The sequence below is a fragment of the Streptomyces himalayensis subsp. himalayensis genome, from assembly GCF_013778455.1.
Lineage (GTDB): Bacteria > Actinomycetota > Actinomycetes > Streptomycetales > Streptomycetaceae > Streptomyces > Streptomyces himalayensis.
This window is the reverse complement of the sequence record NZ_JACEHE010000002.1, coordinates 89056-112610: the sequence shown is the minus strand read 5'-3', so window position 1 is coordinate 112610 and position 23555 is coordinate 89056. Positions and strand designations below refer to the sequence as shown.

General features: G+C 71.3%; 22 protein-coding genes and 1 tRNA gene. 20 read left to right on the top strand and 3 right to left on the bottom strand.

Annotated elements, in window-relative coordinates; all coding sequences use genetic code 11:
- The first annotated feature begins 107 nt into the window (after positions 1 to 107).
- The 20 genes from H1D24_RS04250 (at position 108) to H1D24_RS04155 (ending at position 18053) form a co-directional block, all read left to right on the top strand.
- Complete coding sequence (locus H1D24_RS04250; protein WP_181656005.1) at positions 108 to 1313, top strand: DNA polymerase III subunit delta'; 1206 nt, start codon at positions 108 to 110, stop codon at positions 1311 to 1313.
- 190 nt (positions 1314 to 1503) lie between these two features.
- Positions 1504 to 3069 (top strand): alpha/beta hydrolase, encoded by a 1566-nt coding sequence (locus H1D24_RS04245; protein ID WP_181656004.1) that lies wholly within the window; start codon positions 1504 to 1506, stop codon positions 3067 to 3069.
- Between the two features lie 96 nt (positions 3070 to 3165).
- Positions 3166 to 3242: transfer RNA gene (locus H1D24_RS04240), tRNA-Thr, on the top strand.
- 203 nt (positions 3243 to 3445) lie between these two features.
- Positions 3446 to 3931: a YkgB family protein gene (locus H1D24_RS04235; protein ID WP_181656003.1), complete on the top strand. Its 486-nt coding sequence runs from the start codon at positions 3446 to 3448 to the stop codon at positions 3929 to 3931.
- Positions 3932 to 4009: 78 nt separating this feature from the next.
- Positions 4010 to 4222, top strand: coding sequence for a cupin domain-containing protein (locus H1D24_RS04230; protein ID WP_181656002.1), 213 nt, complete (start codon positions 4010 to 4012; stop codon positions 4220 to 4222).
- 163 nt (positions 4223 to 4385) lie between these two features.
- On the top strand, positions 4386 to 4892 hold the full coding sequence (locus H1D24_RS04225; RefSeq protein ID WP_220136372.1) for an aromatic-ring-hydroxylating dioxygenase subunit beta: 507 nt from the start codon (positions 4386 to 4388) through the stop codon (positions 4890 to 4892).
- Positions 4893 to 4914: 22 nt separating this feature from the next.
- Positions 4915 to 6291, top strand: coding sequence for an aromatic ring-hydroxylating oxygenase subunit alpha (locus H1D24_RS04220; protein ID WP_181656001.1), 1377 nt, complete (start codon positions 4915 to 4917; stop codon positions 6289 to 6291).
- A complete protein-coding gene (locus tag H1D24_RS04215) occupies positions 6284 to 6943 on the top strand; it encodes an isochorismatase family protein (RefSeq protein ID WP_181656000.1) in 660 nt (219 codons plus the stop codon). Before H1D24_RS04220 ends, H1D24_RS04215 begins: the two co-directional genes overlap by 8 nt.
- Positions 6940 to 8229 carry an NADH-ubiquinone oxidoreductase-F iron-sulfur binding region domain-containing protein gene (locus tag H1D24_RS04210; RefSeq protein ID WP_181655999.1) on the top strand — a complete coding sequence of 430 codons (1290 nt, stop codon included), beginning with the start codon at positions 6940 to 6942 and terminating at the stop codon, positions 8227 to 8229. The genes H1D24_RS04215 and H1D24_RS04210 overlap by 4 nt, the downstream gene beginning before the upstream one ends.
- A gap of 65 nt (positions 8230 to 8294) precedes the next feature.
- On the top strand, positions 8295 to 8483 hold the full coding sequence (locus tag H1D24_RS04205) for a ferredoxin (protein WP_181655998.1): 189 nt from the start codon (positions 8295 to 8297) through the stop codon (positions 8481 to 8483).
- Positions 8484 to 8494: 11 nt separating this feature from the next.
- Positions 8495 to 9250 (top strand): SDR family oxidoreductase, encoded by a 756-nt coding sequence (locus H1D24_RS04200; protein ID WP_181655997.1) that lies wholly within the window; start codon positions 8495 to 8497, stop codon positions 9248 to 9250.
- A 25-nt stretch (positions 9251 to 9275) separates the two neighbouring features.
- Positions 9276 to 10295 (top strand): 2,5-dihydroxypyridine 5,6-dioxygenase NicX family protein, encoded by a 1020-nt coding sequence (locus tag H1D24_RS04195; protein ID WP_181655996.1) that lies wholly within the window; start codon positions 9276 to 9278, stop codon positions 10293 to 10295.
- Positions 10296 to 11420: a DODA-type extradiol aromatic ring-opening family dioxygenase gene (locus H1D24_RS04190; RefSeq protein ID WP_181655995.1), complete on the top strand. Its 1125-nt coding sequence runs from the start codon at positions 10296 to 10298 to the stop codon at positions 11418 to 11420.
- Positions 11413 to 12285 carry a nitrilase-related carbon-nitrogen hydrolase gene (locus tag H1D24_RS04185; protein ID WP_181655994.1) on the top strand — a complete coding sequence of 291 codons (873 nt, stop codon included), beginning with the start codon at positions 11413 to 11415 and terminating at the stop codon, positions 12283 to 12285. Before H1D24_RS04190 ends, H1D24_RS04185 begins: the two co-directional genes overlap by 8 nt.
- Entirely contained in the window at positions 12282 to 12551 is a 270-nt protein-coding gene (locus tag H1D24_RS04180) for a hypothetical protein (protein WP_181655993.1), read from the top strand. The genes H1D24_RS04185 and H1D24_RS04180 overlap by 4 nt, the downstream gene beginning before the upstream one ends.
- Positions 12551 to 13375 carry a GntR family transcriptional regulator gene (locus H1D24_RS04175; protein WP_181655992.1) on the top strand — a complete coding sequence of 275 codons (825 nt, stop codon included), beginning with the start codon at positions 12551 to 12553 and terminating at the stop codon, positions 13373 to 13375. Before H1D24_RS04180 ends, H1D24_RS04175 begins: the two co-directional genes overlap by 1 nt.
- Positions 13372 to 14109, top strand: coding sequence for a maleate cis-trans isomerase family protein (locus H1D24_RS04170; RefSeq protein WP_181655991.1), 738 nt, complete (start codon positions 13372 to 13374; stop codon positions 14107 to 14109). The genes H1D24_RS04175 and H1D24_RS04170 overlap by 4 nt, the downstream gene beginning before the upstream one ends.
- 173 nt (positions 14110 to 14282) lie before the next feature.
- Positions 14283 to 16184 (top strand): oxidoreductase, encoded by a 1902-nt coding sequence (locus H1D24_RS04165; protein WP_220136371.1) that lies wholly within the window; start codon positions 14283 to 14285, stop codon positions 16182 to 16184.
- A gap of 84 nt (positions 16185 to 16268) precedes the next feature.
- A complete protein-coding gene (locus H1D24_RS04160; protein ID WP_181655989.1) occupies positions 16269 to 17075 on the top strand; it encodes an SDR family NAD(P)-dependent oxidoreductase in 807 nt (268 codons plus the stop codon).
- Positions 17076 to 17315: 240 nt separating this feature from the next.
- Positions 17316 to 18053: a D-Ala-D-Ala carboxypeptidase family metallohydrolase gene (locus H1D24_RS04155; protein WP_309484195.1), complete on the top strand. Its 738-nt coding sequence runs from the start codon at positions 17316 to 17318 to the stop codon at positions 18051 to 18053.
- A gap of 46 nt (positions 18054 to 18099) precedes the next feature.
- Here H1D24_RS04155 and H1D24_RS04150 read toward each other — a convergent pair whose 3' ends face one another.
- The 3 genes from H1D24_RS04150 to H1D24_RS04140 form a co-directional block, all read right to left on the bottom strand.
- Positions 18100 to 20655, bottom strand: a complete 2556-nt coding sequence (locus H1D24_RS04150; RefSeq protein WP_181655988.1) for a SpoIIE family protein phosphatase — start codon at positions 20653 to 20655, stop codon at positions 18100 to 18102.
- 105 nt (positions 20656 to 20760) lie between these two features.
- Positions 20761 to 22470, bottom strand: a complete 1710-nt coding sequence (locus H1D24_RS04145) for a bifunctional 3'-5' exonuclease/DNA polymerase (RefSeq protein ID WP_181655987.1) — start codon at positions 22468 to 22470, stop codon at positions 20761 to 20763.
- A gap of 158 nt (positions 22471 to 22628) precedes the next feature.
- On the bottom strand, positions 22629 to 23456 hold the full coding sequence (locus H1D24_RS04140; RefSeq protein WP_181655986.1) for an NAD(P)H-binding protein: 828 nt from the start codon (positions 23454 to 23456) through the stop codon (positions 22629 to 22631).
- Positions 23457 to 23555 lie beyond the last annotated feature (99 nt).

Below are 23555 nucleotides of genomic sequence, written 5' to 3'. Positions count from 1 at the left end.
GGCCGGTCCGCCGGTCCCGGTCCGCCGGTCCGCCGGTCCGCCACTGTCAGTGCGCAGCCCCACAATGGACCGGGCAAGCCGAAGTACGACGAAAGGGCGGTGGACCCATGAGCGTGTGGGACGACCTGGTCGGCCAGGAGAAGGTGAGCGCCCAGCTCGCCGCTGCCGCCCGTGACGCCGACGCTCTGGTGACCGCCGCCGCCTCGGACGCCCCGCTCCCGGAGGCGTCGAAGATGACGCATGCGTGGCTGTTCACGGGCCCGCCCGGCTCAGGCCGCTCCACGGCCGCCCGGGCCTTCGCGGCCGCGCTCCAGTGCGTCAGCCCCGACCGGGCGCTCGGCGGCGTCCCCGGCTGCGGGTTCTGCGACGGCTGCCACACGGCCCTGGTGGGCACCCATGCCGACGTCGAGGTCGTCCGCACCGATCTGCTCTCCATCGGTGTCAAGGAGACCCGCGATCTCGTGCGCCGGTGCCAGCTGTCGCCGGCAGGCGGCCGCTGGCAGGTCATCGTGCTGGAGGACGCCGACCGCCTCACCGAGGGTGCGGGCAACGTCCTGCTGAAGGCCGTGGAGGAGCCCGCCCCCCGCACGGTGTGGCTGCTGTGCGCGCCGTCCCTCGAAGACGTCCTGCCCACCATCCGCTCGCGCTGCCGCCACCTCACGCTGCGCACGCCTTCGGTGGACGCGGTGGCCGACGTGCTCGTACGGCGTGACGGCATCGAGCCGGACGTCGCGGCCGCCGCGGCCCGCGCCACGCAGGGGCACATCGGGCGAGCCCGGCGCCTCGCGACGGACGAGCGGGCGCGGGAGCGCCGCGCCGCCGTGCTGAAGGTGCCGCTCCGTGTCGGCGACATCGGCGGCTGCCTCAAGGCCGCCCAGGAGCTGATCGACGCCGCGGCGGAGGACGCCAGGCAGGTTGCCGAAGAGGTCGACGCAAAGGAGACCGAGGACCTGAAGGCGGCCCTCGGCGCGGGACAGGGCGGCCGGATGCCTCGCGGCACCGCAGGTGTGATGAAGGAGCTCGAGGACAGGCAGAAACGCCGCAAGACCCGCACCCAGCGCGACAGCCTGGACCTCGCCCTGGTCGATCTGACCGGCTTCTACCGCGATGTGCTCGCCCTGCAGCTCGGCTCCCGTGTCGCTCTCGCCAACACGGAGGTGCAGGACGCGGTGGAGCGGATAGCCCGCAGCACCTCGCCCGAGTCGACGCTGCGTCGCATCGAGGCGATCGTCGCGTGCCGGGAGGCCCTCGACAGCAACGTCGCGCCGCTGCTGGCCGTGGAGGCGATGACGGTCGCTCTGCGGGCGGGCTGACCGGGCTGACCGGGGACCGAGCTGATGCTCGGCCGCCGGGCGAGCCAGCGGGCTGCGTGACCCGTCCGCCGACGGCACCCACCGTCCGCCGACGGGACCCGACAGACGAGAGGCGCCGACCGAAGCAACTCGCAAGACACCGATGGCTACGGAGTGCATTCATCGCATCGCGGACAGTTAGGCTCGCCTGATGAACACCATGCGTCACATCCAGGCAAACGGGCTCCGGTCGTCCGGTGCCCTTCTCGTCGCCGCCGGGCTGCTCGCCACCGGCTGCTCGCCGGGCGGATCGACGACCGATGCCGCGCTGGCGGCGCTGCCCAGGTCCACGCCGACCGCGCTCTCGGCGTACTACGGCCAGGAGCTGCGCTGGCGCGACTGCGGCGTCCCCGGATTCGAGTGCTCCACGATGAAGGCCCCCCTCGACTACGAGAAGCCGGACTCCGGCGACATCAAGCTGGCCGTAGCCCGCAAGAAGGCCACGGGCCCGGGCAAACGCCTCGGTTCGCTGCTGGTCAACCCGGGCGGCCCGGGCGGCTCGGCGGTGGGTTACCTCCAGTCGTACGCGGCGCTCGGCTATCCGGCCGAGGTCCGCGCGCGGTACGACATGGTGGCCGTCGACCCGCGCGGCGTGGCGCGCAGCGAGCCCGTCGAGTGTCTCGACGGCCGCGAGATGGACGCGTACACGCAGACCGACATCACTCCGGACGACCAGCGCGAGACCGACCAGCTGGCCGCCGCGTTCAAGAAGTTCGCGGGCGGCTGCGAGAGCAGGTCGGGCACGATCCTGCCGCATGTCTCCACGATCGAGGCGGCCCGCGACATGGACATCCTGCGCGCGGTGCTGGGTGACAAGAAGCTGACGTATGTCGGTGCCTCGTACGGAACCTTCCTGGGTGCCACATACGCGGGGCTGTATCCCGAGCGGGTCGGCCGCCTGGTGCTGGACGGCGCGATGGACCCGACACTGGCCGCACGCCAGCTGAACGAGGAGCAGACCGCCGGATTCGAGACCGCGTTCCGCTCCTTCGCGGAGGACTGCGTGAAGCACCAGGACTGCCCCCTCGGCGGCCTGGGCACGACGGCGGAGGCCGCGGGCAAGAACCTCAAGGCCTTCTTCCAGCAGCTGGACGCCGCCCCTCTCGCCGGCGGATCCACGGACGGACGCAGGCTCACGGAGTCACTGGCGACGATCGGCGTAATCGCGGCGATGTACGACGAGGGGTCCTGGGGCCAGCTGCGCGGTGCCCTCACCGCGGCAATGAAGGAGAAGGACGGCACGAGCCTGCTGGCACTGGCGGACAGCTACTACGAGAGGGGCGAGAAAGGCTCGTACTCGAACCTGATGTTCGCCAACGCCGCCGTGAACTGCCTCGACCTTCCGGCCGCCTTCACCTCGCCCGAGCAGGTCGAGCAGTCGCTCCCCGCTTTCGAGAAGGCGTCCCCCGTCTTCGGCGAGGGACTCGCCTGGTCCTCCCTGAACTGCGCGTACTGGCCGGTGCCGCCCACGGGCAAGGCGCACCGCATCGAGGCGAACGGCGCGGCCCCCATCGTGGTCGTCGGCACCACCCGCGACCCCGCGACCCCGTACCGCTGGGCCGAGGCCCTGGCCGACCAGCTCTCCTCCGGCAGGCTCCTGACGTACGAGGGCGACGGCCACACGGCGTACGGCCGGGGGAGCGAGTGCGTCGACTCCGCGATCAACCGCTATCTGATCGAGGGAACCGCCCCGAAGGACGGGACTCGCTGCTCCTAACCCGGAGGGGCGGTGGACTCCGGGGGTGTGCGGAGCACCCCCGGAAACTGTGTAGACTTGGCGACGCCGCTGATCGCACCATAGTGATCACGACAAGCCGCCTTAGCTCAGATGGCCAGAGCAACGCACTCGTAATGCGTAGGTCTCGGGTTCGAATCCCGAAGGCGGCTCCATCTGAACCCCAGCTCGGACGGTGTCTGAGCTGGGGTTTCTCGTTCTGGGGATGCGGCGGCGAAGCCGGCGCGGGCCGCGCGGCTGTCGGTGGTCTCAGTTCCGGTTGCAGGCGAGGGTTTCGGCCGGGAATGCCGGAGCGATGAGTTCCGCGCCGCCGCATGGTCTCTTCTGTCGTCCCGTTCCTGCGGAGAGGGAGCCGACGATGGCCAGATCTCACACGGCGCACCCTGCGAGCACGGCTCAGCGGCTCGGGCGGGTCGGCGGCCTTGTCATCCGTTACGGGCTGGCCCTGATCCTGGTGTGGATCGGCGCCCTGAAGTTCGCCAGCTATGAGGCCGCGGCGATCGAGGGCCTCGTCGGGAACTCGCCGCTGCTGTCGTGGACGTACCGCATGGCGAGTCCGCCCACGGTCGCGGGCGTGATCGGTGTGATCGAGATCGTCCTCGGGTGTTTGATCGCCGTCGGGCCGTTGGCGCCGCGGGTTTCGGCGCTCGGCAGCACCGGGGCCGTCCTGATGTTTCTCACCACGCTGAGCTTCGTGTTCAGCACGCCCGGGGTGTGGCAGCCGGGCCTCGGCTTCCCGTTCCTGTCGGGGGCGGGGCAGTTCCTGATCAAGGACCTGGTCCTGCTGGGCGCGGCCCTCTGGACGGCAGGTGAGTCGTTCGGGAGGCTGAGAGGGGGGCCATGATGCGCGCGGGCACCGCGCCGGTCGGCTCGGCCGACAGTGCAGCGGCGGGCGCCGGCCGTGGCCGTGCGGTGTCGGCTGATGCCGCTGTACGGGGCTGTCTTCCTGCCAGAACCTGGCGCTCTGGGCTTCGACCAGCACCTCGAAGGATGTCCGGGGTGCCGCGCGGCCCTCGCGCTGTGGCGGAGCGTCGCCGGCCTGGCCGGCCTGCTGATCGCGGCCGACGTCGCTGGCGTGGACCCGTACGTACGCGAGCGCTTTCTGGCCGTGCTCGCAGCACCGCGCCAGCGGTGACGCCACCCCCCGAGGGGCTCCCGACACTGGCCCCCTGCGACAGGCTCCGATGGATGTAACTGGCAATTAACTGCGACCTATTGCCGTGGGCAAAAGTGCATGCAAAAGTGTGTTCATCTTGGAAGGGAGGGATCCCGTGGTCGGGACTGGAGCCAGGGTGAGGGTGGGCAGCGCACTCTACAACGAGGTCGTCGAGTGGATGGACACCGAGGCCGAGCTGCTGGACGCATACCGGGAACGCGAGTGGCTGGAGGCGATGGTCAGCCGCGATGTGGTGTACCAGGTGCCGATCCGCCAGACCGTGGAGCGGGCGCGCGGGACCGGGTTCGTCGCGGGGGCGTTCCACCTGGACGAGACGTACGGGTCGCTGGAGAGCCGGGTGGCGCGGAACGAGACCGCGTACGCCTGGGCGGAGGACCCGCCGTCCCGTATCCGCCACTTCGTGACCGGCGTCAGGGTCACCGAGGACGCCGAGGACGCGGACCTCGTGAGCGTGCGCAGCAATCTGCTGATCTTCCGCACACGGCAGGAGCAGACCCAGCCGCAGTTGCTCTCGGGTGAGCGGCAGGACCGCTTGCGCAGGGAGGACGGCGCGCTGCGCCTGCTGCGCCGCGAGGTCCTGCTGGATCTCACGGTGATCGGCACGCACAACCTTTCCATCTTCTTCTGACTCTTCTGAGAGGAACGCGGCGATGACGCAGGCGAAGAGCACGAGAGCCGACGCGCTTCTCGACGAACTCGATACGGGGCTGGCCGAAGGCGAGCTTCCCGCGGGGCTGTTCGGCAACCAGGAGATCTACGACCGCGAGCTGCGGTCGATCTTCGGCCGGTGCTGGGTGTTCCTGGCCCACGAGTCGGAGATCGAGGCGAAGGGCGACTACGTCCTGCGCAAGATCGGCGAGGACAACTTCATCGTGATCCGCGATGAGGAGGGCGGGATCAACGTTCTGTTCGACGCGTGCCGGCACCGCGGTGTGCAGGTGTGTCGCGCGGATTCGGGCAACACCTCGCACTTCCGGTGTCCGTACCACGGCTGGACGTACAACGCGAAGGGCGACCTGGTCGGGGCGCCGCTGTGGCGTAACGCGTTCGGCGGGATGCCGAAGGAGGGCAACGGGCTGTCGAAGGCCGCGAGGGTGCAGTCGTACCACGGGCTGATCTTCGCGACGCTGGACCCGTCGGCTCCGCCGCTGGAGGAGTATCTGGGCGGCATGGCCTGGTACTTGGACCTGCTGTTCGGTCTCAACGAGCACGGCATGGAGGTCGTCGGGCCGCCGCAGCGGTTCGTCATCGACGCCAACTGGAAGTCGGGCAGCGAGAACTTCGCCGGTGACGACTACCACCTGGGCACGCTGCACCGGTCGGTGTGGGAGATCGGCGCCTTCCCGGTGCCGTTCCGCGAGAACATGATGGGCTATCACATCCAGGCGGCGCCCGGGCATTCGCTGTCGTTCTCGATGGCGCCGACCGAGGACGAGCCGGGTCCGAAGTTCTTCGGGTTCCCCGAGGAGCTCGCCGAGACCTTCGACACCAGCCGCATCAGCGACCACCAGCTCGAGATCGCGCGGCGTTCCCGTGTGATGGTCGCCAACGTCTTCCCCAACTTCTCGATGCTGGCCCTGCCGATGACCGAGGACGGCGCCAACCACGCGCCGACCGGCGTCGTCACCATCCGCATGTGGCAGCCGCACGGAGTCGGCCAGGTCGAGATCTGGAACTGGTTCTGCGTCTACAAGAACATGACGCCCGAGCAGAAGGACCGGGCCTACAAGGCCGGGCTCGGCACGTTCTCCATGGGCGGCGCGTTCGAGATGGACGACACCGAGCCGTGGATCACTGTCAGCCGCACGGGACGCTCCGTTGCCGCCGACCTCCTGGACTTCAAGCTCAACTACCAGATGGGCATGCCGGGCGTCGGTATCGCCAAGCAGGTGGAGGACTGGCCGGGCCCGGGCATCGCCTTCTGGACCCGCTACGAGGAGGGCGTGCAGCGCAACCTCTACCGCCACTACGCCGACATGATGCGTGCCGAGCCCGGTACCTGGCCGAAGTCGAGCTTCGATGAGTGAGTCGGCGGGTGACTGGATGGAGGCGGTGCGGGAGCAGTACCGCGGGCGGGGAGTGGGGGAGCGGCTGGCCGCGGGCCGGAGGCCCGGCATCGTGGTCGTGGACCTCATCAACGGCTTCACCGACCCCGCCTGCCCTCCCGGCTCCGACCTCGACGCGGTCGTCGAACGCACGGCTGAGCTGCTGGAACGCGCCCGCGCGGCCGGGCTGCCGGTCTTCTTCACCACGATCTCGTACGAGCCGCGCGACCTGGACGAACTCGTCTGGCTGCGCAAGATGCCCGCGCTCCGTGCGCTCACCGCGGGTTCGCGGTGGGTGGAGGTGGACGGGCGGCTGGCGCCCAGGGACACCGAGCCGGTGATCGTCAAGAAGGCGGCCTCGGCGTTCCACGGCACAGATCTCGCCGAGCGGCTGGCAGCCGCCGGGGTGAACAGCCTGATCGTCTGCGGCGCCACCACCTCCGGCTGCATCCGGGCCACCGTGATCGACGCGTGCGCGGAGAACTACCTCGTGCGCGTTCCGCGCGAGTGCGTGGGTGACCGGGCCGAAGGGCCGCATGAGGCCAACCTGTTCGACATCGACGCCAAGTACGCGGATGTGGTGGGCCTGGAAGAGGTGCTGGACGAGTTGCCGGGCGTGGTGATGGCCCGATGACGCTGACCACCACCACGGCACTCGACACGAGCCTCGCACTCGACACGAGCCGCGCCCTTGCAGCGACCGCCGGGCACGCCCCCGGCATCGAGCCCCGCCTGGCCGTCGACCGCCCGCTCGACCTCGCCGCCGAACGCGAACGCGGCACGTACGGACTGCCTACCTGCCCCGACGTGATCGCCGAACTGGAGGCCGCCGGACTGCGCGGCCGCGGCGGCGCCGGATTCCCCGCGCACATCAAGTGGCGCGGGGTCGCGGAAGCGGACGGGCTCCGGGTGGTCGTGGCCAACGGCGAGGAGGGCGAGCCGAGTTCGTACAAGGACCGCTGGCTGCTGACGTACCGGCCGCATCTGGTGCTGGACGGGCTGCTGCTCGCCGCCCGCACCGTCGGCGCCGACCGCGCCGTCGTCTACCTCTCCCACCCGGAGACCGAGACCGCCGTGCGCGCCGCCATCGCCGAACTCGACTCGGCGGCGCCGGCGACCCCGGCGGCCGGGGTGCGCCTGGACGTGCACGTCGTGGAGCCGACGTATGTGGCGGGCGACGAGACGGCGGTCTGCCGGTCGATCAGCGGAGGCCCGGCACTGCCGACGGCCCGCCCGCCTCGGGTCGGCGAAAAGGGGGTCGACGGTCTGCCGACGCTCGTATCGAACGTCGAGACGCTGGCCCACGCCGCCTGGATCGCCCGGAACGGTGCGGCCGCCTACCGCGACCACGGCACCGCCGAGTCGCCCGGCACGACCCTCGTCACCCTCAGCGGCGCGTGCGGCCGGCCTGGTGTCTATGAGGTCCCCTATGGGCTGACCGTCGCCGAACTCTTCGAGATCGCAGGCGGGTTCACCTCGCGCCCGGCCGGGTTCCTGATGGGCGGCTGGTTCGGCGGGCTGCTCGGCCCGGCGCACGCGGAGACCGTCTGCACGTATGAGGACGTCCGGGCGGCCGGATCGGGACTGGGCTGCGGGGCGATCACCGCGCTCCACGCCGACCAGGACCCGCTCGCCGTCGCGGCCGAGGTCTCCGCCTGGTACGCGGCGGAGTCCGCGCAGCAGTGCGGGGTGTGCGTCAAGGGCACCGCGTCCATCCGGGACGCCTTCGCCTCGCTCGACGCGGGCACGGCCACCGCGAAGGACCGCGACAACCTGGCCCGCTGGGGGCAGACCCTGCCCGGCCGGGGCGCCTGCGCCTTCCTCGACGGCGCCGCGACCTGGGCGCGCACCGTGCTGACGGAGTTCCCGGAGCACATCGGCGCCGACGGCACCGCCAACGCCGACGACAGCGGCAACTGAGACACAGGCACGGCTGCGCCGGTACGAGCGACCCCGGCACCAGCGACCTCCGAAGGAGACACACCATGAAAGCAACCGTCGACTCCACCAAATGCAACGGATACGGCACCTGTGCGGACGAGGCGCCCACCGTCTTCCAGCTCGACGAGTGGGGCTACGCCGGCGTCATCGGCGACGGCACGGTGACCGACAAGGACGCCGCGTGCCGTGCCGCCGAGGGCTGCCCCGAGCGCGCCATCACCCTCCACGACTGAGCGGGGGCGACATGGATCTCGGACTCAAGGGCAAGGTGGCGCTGGTCACAGCCGCAAGCAAGGGCATCGGCCAGGCGATCGCGCGACAGCTCGTCGCCGAGGACGCGGTCGTGGCGGTCAGTGCCCGGACGCCGGTCGAGGCGGAAGGCCAGACCCCGTATCCCACGGACCTGATGGACCCCGAAGCCGTGGAGAGGCTGATCCCCGATGTGATCGCCGTCCACGGCGCTCTGGACATCCTGGTCGTCAACACACCAGGACCGAAGATCATGCCGGTGCTCGAGACGCAGCGCGCCGACTGGGACACCGCATACGACCAGCTCGTGAGGCCCGCCGTTCAGTTGGCCACCGCCGGGGCTCGGGCCATGGCGGCGAACGGCGGCGGCTCGATCCTCTTCATCACCTCGACCTGGGTGAAGCAGCCCGCTGTCGGTGGCGCCCTGTCGGCGTCCATGCGCTCGCTGCTCTCGGCCCTGGCGAAGCAGATGTCGCTGGAACTCGCGGAGCACGGCGTGCGCGTCAACCAGCTCATGCCCGGCGCCACCGGCACCGACCGTATGGAGAACATCGTCGCGGCCAAGTCGGCGGCCAACGGCACGACCCGCGAAGAGGAGATCCGCAAGGTCGTCTCCGCCATTCCGCTGGGCCGCTGGGCCGAACCGGAGGAGATCGCGCGGGCCGCCGCGTATCTGGTCTCCCCGGCCGCCGCGTTCGTCACGGGCGAGACGCTCGCCGTCGACGGCGGCGCCATCCGCTCCACCCTCTGACCACCGACAAGATTGGTAGGAAGTCATGCCCAAGACCCTGCGTGAACTGTTCGTCGACCAGTACCGGCTGTGCAAGCTCGCCCCGAACGAGACGGTCGCCGTCATCCAGGAACTCGGCCAGAAGACCGAGTACGCCGAAGCCGCGGTGGCCGCCGCCCGTGACATCGGCGCGGGCGCCCTGGTGCTCACCGCCTCCAGCCTGTCCAACCCGATGCTGCCGCCGTACGAGGCCGACGGCCGCGAGGTCGCCGCGCTGCTGGCCGCAGCCGCGGAGTGCGACCTGGTGATCGACGTGACCGTCGGCGGCCTCATCCACTCCGACGTGCGCACCCGTATCACCGGCAACGGCAAGCGGATGCTGTTCGTCGCCGAGCCCGCCGACGTGCTCGAGCGCCTGATGGGCGACGAAGACCTCCGCAAGACGGTCGAGGCCGGCGGCCGGCTGCTCAAGGCGGGCAGCACGCTGCGCGTCACCAGCGCCGCGGGCACCGACCTGACCGCCGACATCTCCGGCGAGGACCTCCCGATCACCCACCAGTGGGGTTACGTGGACGAGCCCGGTCGCTGGGACCACTGGCCGAGCGGCTTCGTCGCCTGCTTCCCGCACGACCGCACGGCCGAGGGCACCATCGTGCTGCAGCCGGGCGACGTGCTGATCCCGTGGCAGCGCGCCGTGCGTGACACCGTCACCCTCACCGTCGAGAAGGGCTTCATCACCGGCGTCGAGGGCAAGGGCAACGACGCGTTCGTCCTGCAGGACTACTTCGACGCCTGGGAGGACCCGGAGGTGTTCGCGGTCTCCCACATGGGCTGGGGGGTGCACCCGATCGCCCGCTGGTCGGCCTTCGAGGTGTACGAGCCGCGCTCCCTGTACGGGCAGGAACTGCGTTCCACCGCGGGCAACTTCATGTGGTCCACCGGCCCGAACCGCTTCGCGAACCGCGAGACCCCGGCGCACCTCGACATCCCGATGCGCGGCTGCACCGTCGAGATCGACGGCACGGCGGTCGTCCGGGACGGCAAGCTGACCGGCGAGGGAGCGTAGATGGACACCCGCACACTCGAGCGCGCGATCCTCGCGCTCGGCAAGGACACCGGTCTCCTCGGCCGGTTCCGCGCCGACCCGGCCGGCGTGGGCGCCGCCGAGCTCGGTCTGGACGCCGAATGGGCCGCCGTGATCGCCGGAGGCGACCGCGACCGGCTGCGTTCGGCGGGGGTGGTGGACGGCATCACCATCCTGGTCAGCCGCTGGTTCGCCGACGACCTCAGCGACTCGACGAGCTCCGGCCGCTTCCACGTCGAGACGTCGACGCCGCTGCCCGACCCGGACGTACCGCAGAACCTGGTGTTCGCCGGCGGCTGCTCGCACGTACCGGACCTGCTGGCCCGGCCCGAGGTGGACCCCGCCGACGCGGTGGCCCGCCTGACCGAGGGCTACCAGCGGCTGGCCGAGCGGATCTCCGCCGCCGACCCCGACGTCCTGATCGTGACGGCCGACTGCCACTTCCAGTCCTTCCGCACCGGCGCGTTCGTCATCGGCACCGGCAAGGAGCACGTCGGGTCGATGGAGTTCTTCAAGCGCCCCGACCTGGACCTCACGCTGACCGGCGCGCCCGATTACGCCCGCGCCATGGTCAACGCGATCCGCGCCGAGGGCATGGAGGTCGAGGAGTCCGAGCAGATCGACCTCGACCACGGCCTGATCGTTCCGCTGCGGCAACTGCTGCCCCGCCCGGACCTGCCGGTGATCCCGATCATCACGCAGCCGGCCCGCTCCTTCTCGCCGTTCGGCGCCCGCGCCTTCGGCGAGGTGCTGCGCTGCGTGGTCGACGGACGCGACCTGAAGGTGGCGATGCTGGCCACCGGCGGTCTGTCGCACTGGCTCGACCCGGGCAAGTTCGGCGGAGTGGACGTCGAGTTCGACACGTACATCCTGGAGATGCTGCAGGCCGGACGGGGCCCCGACCTGGCGAACCTCGAGCCGTACGCCCTGCTCGACCACGGCCAGTACGAGTTCCCCAACTGGCTGATCATGCTCGGCCTCACCGGCCCCGGCGTACGCGGCGAGGTGCTCGCGTACGAGCCCATGGAGGCGTCCGGCGGCGGCTGGACGGTCGTCGACATGCTCCTGCCGGAGCGAGAGCCGTCGGAGGCGGGTGGCCGTGACTGACCGGACGCTGCGGGTCGGCCTCACCCAGTGGCACGCCACCCGTGACCTGGCCGCCAACACGGCCACCGGCGCCCGGATGGTCTGCGAGTGCGCCGCCGCGGGGGCCGATCTGGTGCTGCTGCCCGAGAACGGCCTGATGCTCGGTACCAACACCGAGATGCGCGAGGCCGCCCTCGCGGTGGACTCACTCGAGATCACCAGCCTGCGGCAGGCCGCCAAGGAAGCGGGCGTAGTGGTCGTCCTCGGCGGCTTCAAGCGGCGCGGCCCGGACGGCATCCGCAACACCGCGCTGGTGATCGACGCCCAGGGCGAGATCGTCGGCGGCTACGACAAGATCCACCTGTTCGACGCCCGCGTCGACGGCCAGTCGTTCGAGGCGTCCGGAGTCGAGACCGCGGGCGACCGCCCGGCGCTGCTCCGCATCGGCGGCACCACGGTCGGCCTGACGATCTGCTACGACGTCCGCTTCCCGGAGCTCTACCGGGCGCTCGCCCTGGCCGGCGCCGAAGTCCTCCTGGTCCCGGCGGCGTTCACACAGCGGACCGGCGAGGCCCACTGGGAGGTGCTGCTGCGCGCCCGCGCCATCGAGAACGCCGCGTACGTGGTGGCCTCGGCGACGATCCGGGGCCAGGGCGACGACGCGGAGGATGCCTTCCCCACCTATGGGCACGCCCTCGCTGTCGGCCCCTGGGGCGAGGTGCTCGCCGACCTCGGGGAGCAGGCGGCGGCCTGGCAGATCGTCGACCTGGACCTCTCCCAGGTGGCCGCGCGCCGCCAGTCCCTGCCGGTACTGAGCGGTGTGAAGACCGGCGTCTACGGGGTCTCTCCTGAGATCATTGAGGCAGACGCGAGGGAGGGAACATGAGCACCGAACCGCCACTGGGTGAGGGCATCGTCCGGGCCGGTGAGAGCTTCGGCATCGGCAACGAGTTCACCGGCGTGCGCGTGCGCAAGGTGTGGACGCGGCAGGGCGAGAGGCTGGAGCTCCACGTGCCCAAGCGGGACTACCGCATCCTGCTCGACGCCATGCAGCTGGAGATCATCGCAGCCCAGGAACCCGAGCGCTTCAGCGAGCTGTTCGCCATCTCGTTCGGAGCCGAGGAGCCGGCGCCGGGGGAGGGCAGCGTCTGATGGCAACGGGAACCAGGCCGGGGACGACGGTCGAGGAGATCTACCGGACCCTGCGGGAGCGGATCATAGAGGGCCGGTACATGCCCGGCTTCCGTATGTCGCAGGGCGCGCTCGCCGCCGAGCTGGAGACCTCCCGTACGCCGCTGCGCGAGGCACTGCACCGCCTGGAGGCCGACGGCCTGGTGGTGGCCGAGGCCAACCGCGGCATGGAGGTCGCGCCCACCAGTCCGGCCGACGTCGAACAGCACTATGTGCTGCGGCTGCTGGTGGAGCCGCCGACCATCTCGGGCATCATCGACCAGCTCACCGAGGACGACCTGGCGCGGATGACCGAGGACCTGGAGGCGATGGAGGCGGCCCGCCACCGCATCCGCGACTTCCAGGAGGCACACCACCGCTTCCACCAGAACGCGTTGCGTCGCTACCCGAAGGCACTGGCTGAGCTCACCGAGTCGCTGACCCTGAAGATCTACCGCCACCAGCGCCTCTATCTGTCGCACCCGCACGCTCCCGAGCACTTCACCAGCGTCGACCGCCGCTTCCTGGAGGCGGTCCGTGATCGCGACACTGAACTCGCCCGCCAGATCCTGGAGTTCCACCTCATCGACGCCGCGCTCGGCCTGGTCCTTGACAGCGATCCGGACCATCGGTTCGACGCGCTGCTCGTCGCGACCCGGGGGCTCGGCATCGAGCTGGGCACGACCGCCGACAACCGGGTGGACCGCCCCGCGTCGCTGCGCTGGCGGCGCCTCGGCGCACGCGCCGACCTCGAACTGCACACGTCCAACCTGCGCCTGCCGCGCACCGAAGGAGACAGCTCATGACCGCGACCCGGGTCGGCCTCATCGTGCCGAGCTCGAACACCACGATGGAGACCGAGATCCCCGCGATGCTCCGGGCCCGCGAGGAGATACGCCCCGAGCGGTTCACCTTCCACTCGTCCCGTATGCGCATGCAGCAGGTGACCCCGGAGCAACTGCGGGACATGGACGACCAGTCGCTGCGGTGCGCCCGCGAACTCGCGGACGCCGAGGTCGACGTCATGGCGTACGCCTGCCTCGTCGCGATCATGGCGCGGGCCACGGGCTACCACCGCGAGAGCCAGCGGCGCCTGGCCGAGATCGCGGGGGGTACCCCCGTCGTCTCGTCCGCCGGCGCGCTGGTGGAGGGCCTCGAGCACCTCGGCGCGAAGAAGATCTCGGTGATCGCGCCGTACATGAAGCCGCTCACCCAGACCGTCTGCAACTACATCGAGGCCGAGGGCGTGGAGGTCCACGACTCGATCAGCCTGGAGGTTCCGGACAACCTGGAGGTCGGACGGCTGGACCCGGCGCAGCTCGTCGACATCGCCGCCAAGGTCGACACCTCGGGAGTGGACGCCCTGGTGCTCAGCGCGTGCGTGCAGATGCCGTCGCTGCCGGTGGTGGAGCAGATCCAGAGCGCCTTCGACATCCCGGTGGTGACCGCTTCCGTGGCCACGGTCTGGAAGACGCTGGGGGAGCTCGGCCTCGAGCCCGTCGTGCCGCGCGCGGGCTGGCTGCTGGCCGATCGCGGCTGACCCTTCTTTTGGCGCTGTTGGTGCATGCACTTCTGCATGCACCAGCACTGAGGGGGACTCCGGCGCGGGGGGCGCCGGCTTCGTACCACCCGCACGAGCTGCCCGGACCCCTCCGACCGAACCGGTCGGAGCCGTCCGGCACCGCTGAGGAACCGAACCAGGAGATGGATGCCATGGCTCTGCACACCCTGTTCCGCCCCGGCCGCATCGGCTCGCTCGAACTGAAGAACCGCGTCATCAAGTCGCCCCAGACCACGGCCCTGGCCAACCAGGACGGAACGGTCACCCAGCGGCTGGTCAACCACTACAAGCGGCTCGCCGAGGGCGGCCCCGGCCTGATCATCGTCGAGTACAGCTACGTCGACGACGACGCCAGCAAGTCCATCCACGCCCAGCTCGGGATCTCCCGTCGCGAGCACATCCCCGGCCTCGGTTGGCTCGTCGACGAGGTCCACGCCGCGGGCGCGAAGATCGGCATCCAGCTCGAGCACTGCGGCCGGCAGAAGTTCCTCGGCACCCAGCCGATCAAGACCGCGTCGGACGTCTCCTGGGACTACGTCGAGTCCCAGTACGGCGAGCGGCCCCAGGTCCTGACCGAGGAGGAGATCCAGGGAGTCGTCGCCGCCTTCGCGGACGCCGCCGAGCGCGCCTGGCTGGCCCGCTTCGACCTGGTCGAGGTGCACGCGGGCCACGGCTACCTGCTCACCAACTTCCTGTCTCCGCACACCAACAAGCGCACCGACCGCTACGGCGGCTCCTTCGAGAACCGCGCTCGGCTGACTCTGGAGGTCGTCGCCGCCATCCGGGAACGCGTCCCGCGCGACTTCCCGTTCAGCGTCCGTCTCTCGGTCACCGACTACGAGGAGGACGGGATTCCGATCGAGGAGACCGTCCGGCTGGCCCAACTCCTCGAAGCGGCGGGCGTGGACGTCATCCACGCCTCCGGAGGCCACCACGCGCTGATGGAGTACGAGGTCAGCCCCTGGTACATGCCACGCGCCCTGCACCGCTGGGGTTGGGAGAAGATCACGCCCGAGGTGACGATCCCGGTCATCGGCTCCGGTTCCCTCGTCACCCCCGAGGTCGCGGCCGAAGTGCTGGAGAGCGGCGCCGACTTCGTCTCTCTCGGCCGGGCGATGCTCGCCGACCCGGACTGGACCCGCAAGGCCCAGGAAGCGCGGCTGCTGGACATCGTCCCGTGCATCCGCTGCAACGACGGCTGTCTCGACCGGGGGCTCAACGCGGGCCGCAGCACCGGCTGCACGGTGAACCCGTCGATGGGGGAGGAGTACCGCTACCCCGTCGAACCGGCGGCCGTCCGCCGCCGTGTCGCGGTGGCCGGGGGCGGCCCCGCCGGGCTGCGCGCCGCCGCAGTGCTCGCCGACCGCGGCCACGACGTGACGCTCTACGAGCCCGGGGAGCTCGGCGGCGCCCTGGTGCCCGCGACCCGCTCGCCGTACAAGCAGGACCTGGCGGCACTCCGCGACCACCTCGTCCACCAGGTGCGTTCCCGCCCGGTCGAGATCATCGCCGAGCGCGCCGAGGCCTCTGCTCTCGCGGAGGGCGGCTTCGGCCTGGTGTACGTGGCCACGGGGGCGGTGCCCCGCACTCTGCCCGGGGTGCGCCTGGCCCGGGACGTCGCGGATCCCAAGGACGTCGTATCGCCGGTCGTGGTCGTCGGCGGCGGGATGACCGGAGGCGACACCGCGTTGTGGCTGGCCGACGCCGGACACGACGTCACGCTGGTGGAGGCGGGACCGGCGATCCTCGCCAACCGCGAGGTCTTCACCGACGCCGGGGTGCTGCCGAAGATCCTCGCCGAGAAGGGCGTTGCGGTCCTCACCGACACCGAGGTGACCGGACTCGGTGAGGACGGCGCCCGCGCCGCGGACGGCACGGTCATACCCGCCGCCACCGTCCTGGCCGCCATCGGCAACGACAGCGGCTCCGAGCTCGCCGGCGCGCTGCGCGAGGCCGCCCCAGGGCTGGAGGTCGTCACGCTCGGCAGCGCCGCGCGCAACGGCCGGGTCTTCGACGCCCTGCATGGAGCGTTCTTCGAGGCCCGTCGCGCCTGATCCCGTCCACGGGCGCCGCCCCCGGAAGCGGGGCGGCGCCCCACACGAGGTTCCATGAGCAAACACAGAAAGAGGAGGTCGGTCATGGGTGTACTGGACGGGCAGGTCGTGGTGTTCACCGGCGCCGGATCAGGCATCGGGCGGGCCGTCGTCACGCACTATGTGGCGGAGGGCGCCCGCGTGGTGGCCGTGGACGTCGCCGACACCGTCGAGCAGCTGGCCAAGGAACTCGGGGACGCCGTCGTCCCGGTGGTCACGGACGTACGGTCCTGGGAGGGCAACGTCCGGGCGGCCGCCGCGGCCAGGGAGACGTGGGGCCGCATCGATGTGTTCGTAGGCAACGCGGGCATCACGGACGGGGCCCGGCCCCTGGAGGAGATCCCCGGCGAGCGGCTCACCGACGCCTTCTCCGAACTGTTCGGGGTGAACGTCCTCGCCCCGATGCTCGGCGCCCGAGCCGTGGTCGACGATCTCGTGAAGTCGCGCGGAAGCATCATCCTGACCGGCTCGTTCGCAAGCTCGAACGCCGCGGGCGGCGGTGTGCTGTACACGGCTTCCAAGCACGCGGTGCAGGGGCTCGTCCGGCAGCTCGCGTACGAGCTCGCCCCTGATGTGCGGGTCAACGGCGTGGCACCGGGTGTGGCGCCGACCCGGTTGCGCGGCACGACCTCCCTCGGCCAGACGGCCGCCGACTCGGTCCTCGACGGCACGCGGGAGGTGCTGCCGCTGCAGGAGGTCCCGGACGTCGACGCGTACAACGGCATCTTCACCCTGCTCGCCTCGCCGTCGCAGTCGGCCGCGATGACGGGGACCATGGTCACCGCCGACAGCGGCCTGTCGATCCGGGGGCTGGCGCGTCCCGGCGGCCGGGTCGCGGAAGCCGGCGAGTAGCACGGCGGAAGCCGGCGAGTAGCAAGAAGGAGAGCCCGGCCATCGCTACCAGGCCGGGCACCCTCACCGGCAGGACGACGTGCCGTACTCACGCGGGGGTCGGGTGAGCCTTGCGCCGTAGGTGCGGGGTTGACGCGCGTCGACAACGCCGCCACCCTCTGCTCCGTGCACCTTTCGTGTCACCCGTCTCGACGTTCGTCTCGACACCCTTCCCGACATCCGTCTCGGTATGGAGGCCCCGTGCTCCGGCGTACCGTAAGACTCGTCCTCTCCGTTGTCATGATCATGGCTGGCGTGCTGGCCGGGACCGTGGCGACCACCGGCACCGCGCACGCTGACGGCTGCTACACCTGGTCCAGAACCCTCTCCGAGGGCGCGTCCGGCGCCGACGTCACCCAGTTGCAGATCCGCCTCGGCGGCTACGCCGGATACGGCGGGGTGCTCGCGACCGACGGCGCCTTCGGCCCGGCCACCAAGGCCGCGGTGACCCGCTTCCAGCAGGCGTACGGGCTGACCGCCGACGGCATCGCCGGCCAGGAGACCTTCAACAAGCTCTACGCCCTCCAGGACGACGACTGCACGCCCATCCACTTCTCGTACAGCGAGCTGAACGACTGCAACAGCGACTGGTCGGGCGGCGCCGTCAGCGCGGCCACCGCCAAGTCCAACGCCCTGCGCACCATGTGGAAGCTGGAGGCCCTGCGGCACGCCCTCGGCGACCAGCCGATCACCGTCACCAGCGGCTTCCGCTCGTATGCCTGCAACAGCGCCGTGGGCGGCGCGTCCGACAGCCGCCACCTCTACGGCGACGCCGCCGACCTCGGCGCCGGCCCGCACTCCCTGTGCACCCTCGCGCAGCGCGCCCGCTACCACGGCTTCCGCGGCATCCTCGGCCCCGGCTACCCCGGACACAGCGACCACACCCACGTCGACCATCGGTCGAGCCAGTACTGGTCCGCGTCCAGCTGCGGAATCTGACCGCGGAACGCAGGCAAAGGGGAACGCGAACAAGGAAGTGGACCCGTCAGACGGCCACCGGCAGCGCCTGTTCCGCCCAGATCGTCTTGCCGTGGTGCGTCTGGCGGGTGCCCCATGCCTGGGTGAGCTGGGCTACCAGGAGCAGACCGCGGCCGCCCTCGTCGTAGGTGCGGGCGCGGCGCAGATGGGGGCTGGTGGTGCTGGCGTCCGAGACCTCGCAGATGAGGCTGCGGTCGTGGATCAGCCGTAGCCGGATGGGTGGCGCGGCATACCGGATGGCGTTGGTGACGAGTTCGCTGACCACCAGCTCGGTGACGAACACCGCCTCGTCCAGGCCCCAGTCGGCCAGCTGCCGGCAGGCGCGCCGGCGGGTCTCGGCGACCGCGGCGGGGTCCGGCGGCACGTCCCAGGTCGCCACCTGGTTCGCGCCCAGCGCGCGGGTACGGGCCAGCAGCAGTGCCACATCGTCGGCGGGGCGGCCCGGGAGCAGGGTGTGGAGCACGGCGTCGCAGGTGCCCTCCAGGGACGCGGCCGGATGGGCCAGTACGTCCTGCAGCGCGGCGATGCCCTCGTCGACGTCGCGGCCGCGGACCTCGATGAGGCCGTCGGTGTACAGCGCCAGAAGGCTCCCTTCGGGGATCTCCCGTTCGAGGCATTCGAAGGGCAGGCCGCCCAGGCCGAGCGGCGGGCCTGCGGGGACGTCCAGGAACTCCACTATGCCGTCGGGCGTCGCCAGCGCCGGTACGGGGTGGGCCGCCCGGGCGAGGGTGCAGCAGCGGGAGACCGGGTCGTAGACGGCGTACAGACACGTCGCCCCGATCGCGCCGATGTCGCTGGCGCTGCCCGAGTCGTCTCCCTCAGCTGACACGCGGTTGACGAGGTCGTCCAGATGGGTCAGCAGCTCGTCGGGCGGGAGATCGACATCGGCCAGGGTACGTAGGGCGGTGCGCAGCCGGCCCATGGTGGCCGAGGCCTGGATGCCGTGGCCGACGACATCGCCGACGACGAGGGCGACCCGGGCGCCGGACAGCGGGATCACGTCGAACCAGTCGCCGCCGACGCCGGTCTGTCCGCTGGCCGGCAGATAGCGCGATGCGACATCGACGGCGGCCTGCCGGGGCAGCCGCTGGGGCAGGAGGCTGCTCTGCAGGATGAGGGACGTGCTGCGCTCGGTGGTGTACCGGCGGGCGTTGTCGATGCACATGGCCGCCCTGGCCGTGATCTCTTCGGCGAGCGGCAGATCGTCGGTCTCGAACGGCTCGGGGCGCCGGTGGCGGGAGAAGGTGGCCACCCCGAGGGTGATGCCGCGGGCCTCCATCGGGACGGCCAGCACCGAGTGGAAGCCGTACCGTCGTACCCGCTCGGCCCGGTCCGGGTGCCCGCTCTCCCACTCGGCTATGGCGTCGGGGGTCACCTCGCGGATCAGCGGCCGGCCCACGGCCAGACACTCGGCCGGGGGCGACCTGTCCGGGTAGGTGGTCACGGCGCCGGGCTCGATCGTGGCCTCCGGGGACCCCTCCAGGACCGACTGACAGGCGACGCGGCGCAGCATGACGGGACTGGACGGCGGACCGGTAAGCGGATTCTGGCTGCCTTCGACGGCGGGGAGGAGGTCGACCGTGACGAAGTCCGCGAGAGAGGGGACCGCGACGTCGGCGAGCTCCTGCGCGGTGCGCGTCAGGTCCAGCGTGCTGCCGATGCGGACGCTCGCGTCGTTGAGCAGGGCAAGCCGCTGCCGGGCCAGGTGCTGTTCGGTGGTGTCGTGTGCCGAGAGCAGTACCCCCTGGATCTCTCCGCCGGCGTCCCGCACAGGGGCCAGGGAAGTCGTCCAGATACTCGCGCGGTCCTGGAAAGGCAGGCGGACGGCGATCTGGAGATGCTGCCGCTCGCCGGTCTCCAGTGCCCGGCGCATGCGCTCTTCCGTCAGGTCCCCTTGGGGGTCGGCCAGGATCTCGGGCAGGCGCAGGCCGCGCATGGCGTCCTCGGACAGGCCGATCGCCCGCTCCATGTCCGCGTTCGCCCGCCGCAGCCGCAGTCCGGTGTCGTAGAGGGCCATCAGGCACGCGGACTGGGCGAAGCCCCACATCACCAGGGCGTCGTCCCCCGGAGACCGTGACGGGCCGGTTGGAGAGGTCAGCGGAGAGACCAGGAGCCACTCGCTGTCCAGGCTGTGCTGCTCCGGGGGCTGATTCCGGTCCTGCTGCCGGTTCTGATTCGGGTCTTGGCTCTGGTCTTGGCGTTGGTTCTGGCGTTGGTCCTGGCTCTGGTTCCGTATGCGCCGGTGTGCCAACAGCCGGTGTGCCAACAGGCCCACTTCGAGGCGGTGGCCGTCGCGGTGCCGCAGCGTCGCCGTACCGCTCCACCGTCTCAACCCCGCCAGGGACCGGGGCAGCTCGGCGGGCGGATCGTCCGCGAGCAGCAGGGCCGCGGACCGGCCGACGACCTCGGAGGACTCGTATCCGAGCAGCCGACGGGCTCCTTCGCTCCAGCCGGTCACACGGCCTTGCGGATCCACCGTGGCCCTGGCCGTGGCGGTCTCGTCGACGAGATCTTCGTGCCATGCCGCTCTGTCGTCGCGCCCGGCGGTTTCCGATCCCGTCATGGCCCTCACCGCTTCCGCCTCGCTCTCTCCACCATCGACCGGCAGGCCGGAAGGGGCAACAGACGGCCGGAAGTTGTGGCGCTCGGTCCTCACGGAACGGGGAGTTCACTTCGCATCCGCATAGCACTCCACCACCGCCGTCGTGAACGGAAAGCGGACCGGTGTCTCTCCGAACATGATGCGGCCCGCCAGCTCCGAGGCCTCCCGTATCGCCTCGGTCACGGCCTCGGCCTCCTCCGCCGGGCAGTGCACGATCACCTCGTCGTGCTGGAAGAAGACGAGCTCGGCCGCCAGGTCGGCGCAGCTGCGGCGGAGGGCCGCGAGCATCAGCAGGGCCCAGTCGGCGGCGCTGCCCTGGACGACGAAGTTCCGGGCGAAGCGGCCGCGGGCGCGGGTGTTGGTGGACGCGTATCCAGGGGTGAACTCGGTGTCCTCAGCCGATCCGGTGCCTCCGGCGGTGGTTTCGGTGGGGTCGTCCTGAGGGATGCCGGCCTCCTCCGCGGCGTCGCCCGAGCCCGCCGCCGGGGGACAGGTGCGGCCCAGCCAGGTGCGGACGAGGCGGCCCTCCTCGCCCGCACGGGCCGCGTCGTCGACGTACGCGACGGCCTTCGGGAAGCGGCGGCGCAGGGCAGCGAGGTTCTTCAGACCGTCGCCGGACGTCTGACCGTAGATCGCGCCCAGTACGGCGATCTTGGCCATGGCCCGGTCACCGGAGAACGCCCGGTCCGAGACGGCCTGGTAGAGATCCGTGGCGCGGCCGGCGACCTCCATCAGGGCGGGGTCCCGGGAGATCGCGGCCAGAACGCGCGGCTCCATCTGGTCGGCGTCCGCGACGACCAGCCGCCAGGCGGGGTCGGCGACGACCGCGCGCCGGATCACCTTGGGGATCTGCAGCGCTCCGCCGCCGTTGGTCACCCAGCGACCGGTGACGGTCCCGCCCGGCAGATACTCGGGCCGGAACCGGCCGTCCCGCACCCAGTCCTGCAGCCATGACCAGCCGTGGGCCACCCAGATCCGGTACAGCTTCTTGTACTCGATCAGCGGCTTCACGGCCGGGTGGTCGAGTGACTCGATCTCCCAGCGGCGGGTCGAGCGCACCTTGATCCCGGCCTGCGCGAACGCCTTCACCACGTCCGCGGGCAGGTCGGGGCGGACCCGGCGCCCGAAGGCAGCGGACACCTCGTCGGCGAGCTCCGCCAGCCGCCTGGGCTCCCCGCCGCCCGCATAGCGCTCGCCGAGCAGTTCGTGCAGCACCTCGCGGTGCACGTCCGCCCGCCACGGCAGCCCGGCCTCGTTCATCTCCGCGGCGACCAGCATCCCGGCGGACTCGCCGGCCGTCAGCAGCCGCATCCGGTCCGGGTGCGCGGTCGCCTCATGACGGCGCTGCTGGTCGGCGTACACCTCGATGAGCCCGTCCAGCGGTATGTCCGCAGGCCGGGGTTCGAACAGCGGCGACTGCGCACCGGGCTCCGCGGGCCGCTGCGGGGGATCCGGCGGTACGGGACCGCCGCGCAGCCTGGCCCAGGCGGCCGCCGCGGAACGGGGCTCCCCGAGCCGGCCCTCATGGCCGAGGAGCAGCGTCTCGGCGTCCTCGATGTCGTAGCAGCGGTCCACCCGGACGCCCGCGGCGAGCAGACGCGGATAGATCTCGGCGGTCGACCGCCAGACCCAGCGGGTGACGCCCGGACGCGAACGCACGGACTCGGCGAGGTCGTGCTCCCGGCGGACGGGTCCGGCGGGCAGCCCGTCGGACCCGAGGGCGGCGAGCTCTGCCCCGCCGTCCTCGGTCGCCGCCAGGGCCCACCGTTCGGTCATGTTCGCGAGTCTTGCAGCAGGCACTGACAATGGCTGCCGGCCGGAGGGGGTGCCGGGTGTGCCTGCCGGCGGGACGGCCGTGCCTGCTTGCGGGGCCGGATGTGCCTGCTCCCGACGTTGATCCCCGCGATGCGCTTGGAGCCACCGTCCGCGTCCCCCTACCCCCGTTGCCGCCGGATCCCCGACGCGTACACCTCCACCGCCCGCCGCGGCGCGCCCCCCAGCAGCTCCCTCAGCTCACTCCCCGTTTCCTCCATGAACCCGGCCGCGATCGCCGAGTACGTGCCCACCAGCATCGGCACCTGGAAGGGCTCGGCGCCGGTCGCGGCGATCCGCGCCCGCGCGTCCGCGAGCGTCTCCGGCCTGTACGTGCCCGAGACGGCCGCGGCGAGTTCCGCGCCGCCCAGCGGCTCCTCACCGACCAGTTCGTGGACGCGTCCCGCATGCTTCGCCGGATCCGCGAGCACGCGGACCGCTGCATCGGCCAGGTCCTCGCGGGCGACGGCGGCCAGCCGCCCCTCGCCGAGCGGCGCGGTGATCACGCCGTCGGCGTCGGGGGCGGCGAGTCCGGTGAGGAGCTCGGCGTACAGGCCGTTGCGCAGGATCGTCCAGTTCAGGCCGGACCGGCGCAGGCGGCGCTCGGTCCAGCGGTGCGGGAGCGCGTAGGCGAGGTGGTCCCCGCTGCCCGAGACGCTGGTGTAGACGACGTGCTCGACACCGGCCCGCTCGGCTGCCGAGACCGCTGCCTCATGCCGGGCGATGACGACGTCGTCCTCGCCGTATCCGGCCGAGACCATCAGGAGCGTGTCGACCCCGGCGAATCCCTCCACCAGCGAGGACGGGTCGTCGAAGTCGACGCGCCGGGTGGGGCGGGCGGGCGAGCCGGGCGCCGGGGCGCGGCTGCCGAGCGTCACGTCGTCGCGGCCCGCGAGGCCCTGGGCGATCAGTGTGCCGAGTCCGCCCGATGCGCCGGTCAGCAGAATCATGGGAAGCAGCTCCTTCGGCTCGTGGTTCGTGAGGGGTGACCGGGTCGCGACGGCTGCGACCATCCTGTGGAAGCGCGAGCCATCGCGTAAGGAGGCACT